The organism is Prevotella sp. P6B4, from assembly GCF_000619985.1.
GTDB lineage: Bacteria > Bacteroidota > Bacteroidia > Bacteroidales > Bacteroidaceae > Prevotella.
In genome coordinates, this window is the sequence record NZ_JHVE01000020.1 from 60,055 (window position 1) to 67,431 (window position 7,377).

At 48.5% G+C, this 7,377-nt stretch carries 9 protein-coding genes; 6 read left to right on the forward strand and 3 right to left on the reverse strand.

What is annotated here, in order from left to right; all coding sequences use genetic code 11:
• Nucleotides 1-9: 9 nt before the first annotated feature.
• From T491_RS0112505 to T491_RS0112515, 3 genes are read right to left on the reverse strand one after another with little or no spacing between them, the layout of a single operon-like run.
• Nucleotides 10-1,200 (reverse strand): metallophosphoesterase, encoded by a 1,191-nt coding sequence (locus tag T491_RS0112505; RefSeq protein ID WP_028904194.1) that lies wholly within the window; start codon nucleotides 1,198-1,200, stop codon nucleotides 10-12.
• On the reverse strand, nucleotides 1,197-1,955 hold the full coding sequence (locus T491_RS0112510; protein WP_155950133.1) for a 1-acyl-sn-glycerol-3-phosphate acyltransferase: 759 nt from the start codon (nucleotides 1,953-1,955) through the stop codon (nucleotides 1,197-1,199). The genes T491_RS0112505 and T491_RS0112510 overlap by 4 nt, the downstream gene beginning before the upstream one ends.
• Nucleotides 1,956-1,991: 36 nt before the next feature.
• On the reverse strand, nucleotides 1,992-2,741 hold the full coding sequence (locus T491_RS0112515; protein ID WP_028904196.1) for a polyprenol monophosphomannose synthase: 750 nt from the start codon (nucleotides 2,739-2,741) through the stop codon (nucleotides 1,992-1,994).
• A 262-nt stretch (nucleotides 2,742-3,003) separates the two neighbouring features.
• On the opposite strand from T491_RS0112515, the gene T491_RS18185 reads away from it, so the two are divergent.
• The 6 genes from T491_RS18185 to T491_RS17485 all read left to right on the forward strand — a co-directional run.
• Entirely contained in the window at nucleotides 3,004-3,135 is a 132-nt protein-coding gene (locus T491_RS18185) for a hypothetical protein (protein WP_255327035.1), read from the forward strand.
• A gap of 119 nt (nucleotides 3,136-3,254) precedes the next feature.
• Nucleotides 3,255-3,530, forward strand: coding sequence for a hypothetical protein (locus T491_RS0112520; protein WP_155950131.1), 276 nt, complete (start codon nucleotides 3,255-3,257; stop codon nucleotides 3,528-3,530).
• A gap of 3 nt (nucleotides 3,531-3,533) precedes the next feature.
• Complete coding sequence (locus tag T491_RS0112525) at nucleotides 3,534-5,744, forward strand: VapE domain-containing protein (RefSeq protein WP_081773381.1); 2,211 nt, start codon at nucleotides 3,534-3,536, stop codon at nucleotides 5,742-5,744.
• A gap of 192 nt (nucleotides 5,745-5,936) precedes the next feature.
• Complete coding sequence (locus tag T491_RS0112530) at nucleotides 5,937-6,161, forward strand: hypothetical protein (RefSeq protein WP_028904199.1); 225 nt, start codon at nucleotides 5,937-5,939, stop codon at nucleotides 6,159-6,161.
• 286 nt (nucleotides 6,162-6,447) lie between these two features.
• On the forward strand, nucleotides 6,448-7,047 hold the full coding sequence (locus tag T491_RS0112535) for an HU family DNA-binding protein (protein ID WP_028904200.1): 600 nt from the start codon (nucleotides 6,448-6,450) through the stop codon (nucleotides 7,045-7,047).
• Nucleotides 7,048-7,167: 120 nt separating this feature from the next.
• A partial coding sequence (locus T491_RS17485; RefSeq protein WP_036916087.1) for an N-acetylmuramoyl-L-alanine amidase occupies nucleotides 7,168-7,377 on the forward strand: 210 nt, incomplete at its 3' end.

Below are 7,377 nucleotides of genomic sequence, written 5' to 3' on the forward strand. Positions count from 1 at the left end.
TTTACCTTTTTACCTTTTTACCTTTTTCAATTTTAGTACCACGATTTCTCCTGTGGCGCCAAAGCGGAACGGAATCAGTCCTCCAAGACCAGCTGTGACAAACAGCGACTGCTTGCCTTCCGTGTACCAGCCGTTCCACTCAATGTTCAGCATGTCCATCGGGCTCCATCCCAGCAGTCTGAACTGCATGTCGTGCGTATGACCGCTCAGGGTGAGCTGTGCGCGCCCGTCGGGCACTGTGGTCCGTCGCCATGATGCGGGTTCGTGTTCCAGCATGATGATGAAGCCATTGGTGTGGGCCAGTGTCTTTCTGATATTGCCCAGTTGTGGGAATTTATGGCCGTCGCCATCGTTCTCCATGCCGGCAATGGTTATGTGCTGTCCACCACGGCTGATGGTGCGGTGTTCGTTCTGTAGCAGCTGCCAGCCCATCTGCTTTTCCAGTCTGATCAGCTCTGGTAGTCTCTGTACCTGATGATGTTCTTCGCCGCTGTGCAGATATTTGTCGTAGTCGTGATTGCCCAGCACGCTGTACACACCGTCTTTCGCTTTCAGGCTGCTCAGCAGTTGTTTGTGCTCCAGCAGTTCCTCAGGCTGTATGTTCTGCAGGTCGCCGGTAAACACAATCATGTCGGCGTGTTGTGCGTTCATCGTGTCCACGGCGCGCTGCAGCAACCATTGTCTGTTGCCGCTCATGGTACCCACGTGAGCATCGGAGAAGAGCACAATCTTGTAGCCGTCGAAGGCCTTGGGAATGTCGGGCGATGTGTAGGTCTGGTGGTTTACCTCCAGTTTCTCGAAGCCCACAAATGCGCCGTACAGTACCACATACCATATCAGCATGGTGGCTGCAATCCCCACCAGGTTGCCGTAGTTCTTTCTCTTCTTCTCTGTCTTCTTGCTGTGCAGATGTCGAGCCTTGTACAGAGCCAGGCCAGCGGCCGAGCATAGCATATACGCCCACTTGGGTGCTGTTATCAGCCCCATCATCAGCAGGTAAATATATAATAAGGTGATGTTGTCGGGGATAAAGTGCGTTTCGTAGGTCAGTATCACGGTCAGTACCAGCTGTATCACTGTTGGCAGCCAGTATAGCAGTCGGCGTTGTTGGGCGAAACGGTGCCGCCAATAGTGCAGGTCGAGGTACAGATCGGGTACCAGGATCAGCAGCAGAAACAGGTATGGCGCGCGTGCTATCATTGATCGGGGTTTTCTACAAAGCCCTGGTATTTTGGATCGAGTGCCGACATCACCGAGTCGTAAGCCTGTCGCAGGGTAGCCTCTACGTTTTCAGGACCCTGTCCTACGGGGTAGATAGGCTCGTGGATGGTTAGCGTCATCGGGTGCCAGTTCACAAAGTTGAACCCCTTCATGCGTGGCAGGATGTCGAACGAGCCGTTGATAGTCAGCGGTACCACGGGCAGCTGCAGTTCGTCAGCCAGTGCAAAGGCACCTTTTCTGAATGTGCCCATGTGCCCCGTAAACGAGCGTGCGCCTTCGGGGAACACCGTTACGCTGTAGCCCTCCTTCAGTATCTCGCGTGCGTTGTCGTATGTCTGTCTGATCTTGCTGGGTCCGCGCTTATCCACGAATATCTGATGGCTCTTCTCGCAGGCATAGCCCAGAAAAGGTATTTTTCTCAGTGACTGTTTCATCATCCACTTGAAGTTACGGTTCAGATGTCCGTAAATCAGGAAGATGTCGAATGAGCCTTGATGGTTGGCCACAAACACGTAGCTCTGGTTTTCCTCCAGATGCTGTCGCCCCTCCACTTTGACGGGTATCAGAAACATTTTCAGGATTATTTTTCCCCACATGTGTCCGGGCCAGTAGCCCCAGAAGTGGCCGTTGCCGATGGTGGTGCCCACGCCCACCTCGATGGCAGTGAGCATGGTGAGCAGCACAATGCCGGGTAAACAGATCAGGAATTGGTAGATTCTATATAGTAAGGTAATCATAAAGTTCAAAGTTCAAAGTTCAATGTTCAAAGTTCAATGTTCAATCTTCGGATATCGTCTCGTCCAGCCGTCCCAGCGCAGTTTCATCACGCCGAAGAACGCCTCGCCGAATATGCCACCGCTCATCTTGCTCACGCCCTCCTGTCGGTTCACGAATATCACGCTCACCTCCTTGATCTTAAAGCCGATCTTATAGGCGGTGTACTTCATCTCTATCTGGAAGGCATAGCCCTTGAAGCGGATCTTGTCGAGCTCGATGGTCTGCAGCACGCGTCGCTTGTAGCACTTGAAGCCGGCAGTGGTGTCGTGTACGTTGAATCCTGTTATCAGGCGCACGTATTTCGAGGCAAAGTAGCTCATCAGCACGCGACCGATGGGCCAGTTCACCACGTTCACACCGCTCACGTAACGGCTGCCGATGGCCAGATCGTAGCCCTCGTCGTGACAGGCGGCATAGAGGCGGGGCAAGTCGTTGGGGTCGTGACTGAAGTCGGCGTCCATCTCAAATATGTACTCGTAGTCGCGCTCCAGCGCCCACTTAAAACCTGCGATGTAGGCTGTTCCTAATCCTAATTTGCCGCTACGTTCCACTAAGTGCAGTTGTCCGCCAAACTCGGTAGCCATCAGGTTGCGCACGATGGCGGCGGTGCCGTCGGGCGATCCATCGTCGATCACCAGTATATGGAAACTCTTGTCCAGACCGAATATGGCCCGGATGATTTTCTCGATGTTTTCCTTCTCGTTATAAGTAGGAATGATAACTATACTATCACTCTGATGCATTCTTTTTTATGTTTAAGCGCTGCAAAGATACGAATAAGTGAGCACAATACAAAGCAAAAAACGTTTTTTTTGCTTTTATTGTCGAACGGCAGTATCTTGGAGCGTAGCTCAGAGTACGAATAAGTGAGCACAAAAGAGTGGTGGATACTTTTTTTATGTCGTTTTTAGGGATGTTTCTGCAAAAACACTTCCGACAATTTGCAGATGTGATGACTTGTTTGTAAATTTGTAGAAACGAAATTAACAAGGCTTATTTCTATATATGAGAGCTAACAGTATTAATCCAGGTTCATCTTCATGGTATGCTTTCCTCGAGATGGGCGCCAGACTTGTACACTCGCCTGATAGACCTGTTCTTACTGAGCGAGATAATTATTATGGTATGCGCTACTGATGATGGGTGTACCAATTGTGCAACTTTATAGATTTAACTGTATGACGATAATAAGAAAGGAGTTCAGAACTCTTTTAGGGTTAGTATGGCCCCATGATAGACGGCTTCTGAAGGAGGAATTGAAGAAGATTGCTCATGGTATGAACGTGGTATATAGCGATTCTGATCCGGAAGTCCTGGTGCATGTTGACTTTGATTTCGAAAAAGTAAGTAAGAAAGAAATTTATCGGATGCTGGCTTTCATAGGTCGAATGAAATACGGTCTGACATGCTCTGAACGCAAGATGGCAAAAGCAATTGCCATCTTTACCAATCTTGCTGATAATCCTGCACGTGATAGTAGAACCAATGCTATTCGCAAAACTTATAGAAGTTATAAGTCAAAAACCAAATAAGTTATGAATATTGAAGAACTAAAACTATCTTTGTTTTCATATCCTTCGAGCTATTCGAGTGTACTCATACCTCTGACAGAAATTGTGAGGATGATACAGTATGATACGCTATTGCAGGAACGAACCGAACAGTATCGGAAGACAATGAACGCGATGGGGAAGAAGACCGCCAACAAGAACATCAAAGAGCGGCTGGTTAGCGCCTTCTCGGTGGCTGTTGTCTTTCGTGGCTTGGGACATAGCAATGAGCAAGCTCAAGGTTTTACTAATCTGGCAATGTGTGATATTGATGACATTGATGATCCGGAAGAACTGGAGACTGTCTTTAACCGACTGAAGCAGGATCCGCACGTGCTGCTGATGTATCACACCATCAGTGGCAAGGGATTGCGGATTATTTATTGTTATATGCGTGAGAACAATCAAAAGGCCGATGACGCATCGTGGCGAGCTGCTTTCTTGATGGGTAATGAACAACTGGCGCTGGTGGCCGGACATCAATACGACAAGGCATGCTGTGATTTTACCCGACTCTCGGGCATGGCCTACGATGCACGCCTGTTTTTTAATCCATGCGCTTTGCCCTACTTGATTCCCGACGATTTGATTGTTGAGGAGAATTGCGAATACCAAGAACACGGGAGAAAACGCAAGATCTATCAGGCAGCCTCTCAACATGCCGACTTAGAAGAGGCGTGGCAGCGCATAGAACAGATGATGACTGAAAAGGGATTCTCGTGGGAACCCCATCATCATCACGACTATGTGCTACACGCTGCTTATTTGTTTAATCGATTTGGTGTAGATGAGGATAAACTGATAGAATGGGCGCAGCAGGAGTGGGCCGACTATGAGGAAAAAGGCCGAGAAGACGCTATCCACCACGAATATAAGGCTGCTGACAAGTTTGGCACTTGGAAACTGAATAAACTGCCGAAGAGGCGCGACAACTCGATGGCCGACTTACCGGAGATACATAAGTGGCTATCTGAACGTTATCGAGTGATGTATAACCTGGTGACTGACCAGATGCTATATTGCAATAAGCAGGGAACCGACTCTTGGCAGATAGTTGACAAAATTGCTATCAACAGCATGCGCGTAAAAATGGCGATGGATACGGGAAAGCGTGTGTTGGTACAAGACGTGAAGAGTGTAGTGGAGAGCAGCTTTGCCGAGTTTGTTCATCCTGTGAGGGCATACATCCAGGAACTCCCTGTATGGGACGGAAAAGACCGGATTGCCGAGGTGGCGGCCCATGTACATGTGGATGCCGTAGCCATGAGGGATACGGAAGAAAACGCAAGTAAACGGCTAAAGGACAGACTGGAAAGGTGGCTTGTAGGTATGTTGGCAGGATGGATGGACGACAAGGTGTGTAATCAGGCAGTGCTGATGTTCATAGGTCCTCAAGGTATCTATAAAACCACTTTCTTCCGACATATTCTGCCCCCAGCACTTCATCGCTATTTCTGGGAGAATACCCATAATTCTTTTGCATCAAAAGACGATCGCATAGCCCTTACAGAGAACTGCCTGGTCGATATCGAGGAGATTGAGGCCATCGAGGGTAGGGATATGGAGGAACTGAAGGGACTCATCACAAGTCCGAATATCAAGGAGCGTCGGCCTTATGCCATCTTCCGGGAGCAGAAACACAGGCTGGCCTCGTTCTGTGCTACGGGCAATCGGCAGCAGATACTAACCGACTTGTCGGGCACTCGCCGATGGTTCTGCTTTATGGTTAACAGAATTGACGATCCGCATCAGTGGAATCTCGACTACGATCAACTCTATGCCCAGCTGTACCATGAATATCTACAGGGCTTCAGATACTATCTCTCAAAACAGGAAGAGGAGGAACTTAATGCCCAAAACGCCTCGTTCAAATATGCTACGCCTGAGGAAGAGGTCATCGTATCGCGATTGCGCAAACCGAGAGGAAACGAGAGCTTTAAGTGGATGAGCGCATCGATGATTGCCATGGCTCTGGTTGGCGGAGTGAACCGCGGACTTTCCCCCAGAAAGATTGCAGAGGTGATGAAACTAAAGAATTTTAAAACCAAGAAAAGTGGCGGTTATACTTACTATAAGGTCGTTGAGCTTACACCCGAGCAGCAACAATTTGAAATTTTAGAAAACAGTCATGGTGAAAATGTTGAATCAAAATCTCTGCAACTGCCTGATATTCAGGAGCAAGAGCTTCCGTTTTGATACTCTTTGAGGTGGTGATGGTGACGTGATTTACAAACTTTTTATAGAATAAAAATCTACCACTTTTTTCTCGCGCGTATGAAGGTTGTGTTTATACGTCACCATTGTTACCTGCAAAACAGTGTAAATCTCTATGAATCAATAAGTTAAATCATATTATTTAAAAACGTCATTTTTCTAAAATAAAAAAAAATGGAGGAATTTGAAATCAGATCGTATTATAAGAGTGAGTTGAGAGAGTTGTCGGGAGCTTCGAAACGCACTTTCTCACGTTGGATCAGTCTGCATCAGCCAGCGCTGTCAGCGATGGGTATCGGTCCGAAAACCAGGCTGCTGCCGCCTTGGGGTGTGAAATACTTGTGCGAAGTGCTGGATATCGATCTTCCGAAGCGTAAATTCATCAAAGTAAGACCTTGAGCGCCTGAGTGCGCTCGAGTGTGCCAATTGGTGTTTCGGATGTTGTATCTTTGTACTTGTTAAGGCAAGCGAGCCGCAGATAGGTCAGTTTAGGGTTGTCCCAGCGTCATCTTCCACTCGTTCCGCAGTCATCTTCGCATCGTTCCTCAGTCAGCTTAGAGGGGGAAAGTGACTGGACTACGACCGCAAGTTGACTTGCCTTCGAGCCATAGTTGCGTTATGCACAACCCATAGTTGCCCCTGTCGGCGAGCAAGCCCAGTTATTCACCAATTAATTAAAAAAGTTATGAGTCAGAAGTACATTAAGACACAGAACAAAAACTCGTTTAATCAGAAGAGTTATGGCAAGTATTATGCCAAGCCGGTGTATGGTCAGAAGTTCATCGAGACCGATGAGATTGCTGATTTCATCCAGACGCAGGCAACGCTGAAGCGCAGCGACATCAAAGCGGCTCTCGACGAGCTGGGCGCAGCCATGAAGCATTTCCTGGAGATGGGTGAGAAGATTCGTCTGGCAGGTATCGGCATCTTCAAGGTCGGTTTCTCCAGTATCGGTGTTAACAAGGCAGAGGACTGCACCGCAGCCACCATCTCCTCGCGCCGTGTGCTGTTCCAGCCCGAGGTGGAGCGCATCGTGACAGGTTCTGGCGAGAAGAATGGCAGAATCGTCCAGAGATATGTGAATGCCAAGACGCTGGTGAAGGATGTGTTGTTCGAGGAGACCCACGACAACATCATGAATCTCGATTCAGCCTCGTCTGCAGGCAGTGGCAGTGTAGCCCCCAATACTGGAGGTAACACCGGCAGTAATACTGGTGGCGGTAACACTGGCGGCGGCAATACCGGTGGTGGCGAGCCCAACCCCGACGGCAGCACAGAAGATTAATGGTTTCACTTAAAAAAACAAACTACTTATGGTAAAGATTTCATGGAAGAAGGTTGTCAAGGTCATTAAGTTCCTGGCAACGGTCATCACAACGATTGCAGGCACATTAGCCGTTCAGTCATGCGGAGCATTACTCTGATAGTCGTTCATTGTTCGGCAGTGCGACCTGATCAGACATCCTCGGTTGCCAAGATCGATACCTGGCATCATGATAAAGGCTTTAAGTTTGGCGTAGGCTATCATTACGTGATCCGTCGTAACGGAGAAATTGAGGCTGGCCGACCGGAATGGATGGTGGGTGCGCACTGTGTGAACCACAACAAGTATTCG

Excerpts from the sequence above, each read along its gene's own strand:
- T491_RS0112530 (WP_028904199.1), top strand. The coding sequence starts at position 5,937 with ATGGAGGAATTTGAAATCAGATCGTATTATAAGAGTGAGTTGAGAGAG.
- T491_RS18185 (WP_255327035.1), top strand. The coding sequence starts at position 3,004 with ATGAGAGCTAACAGTATTAATCCAGGTTCATCTTCATGGTATGCTTTC.
- T491_RS0112535 (WP_028904200.1), top strand. The coding sequence starts at position 6,448 with ATGAGTCAGAAGTACATTAAGACACAGAACAAAAACTCGTTTAATCAG.
- T491_RS0112505 (WP_028904194.1), bottom strand. The coding sequence starts at position 1,200 with ATGATAGCACGCGCGCCATACCTGTTTCTGCTGCTGATCCTGGTACCC.
- T491_RS0112525 (WP_081773381.1), top strand. The coding sequence starts at position 3,534 with ATGAATATTGAAGAACTAAAACTATCTTTGTTTTCATATCCTTCGAGC.
- T491_RS0112515 (WP_028904196.1), bottom strand. The coding sequence starts at position 2,741 with ATGCATCAGAGTGATAGTATAGTTATCATTCCTACTTATAACGAGAAG.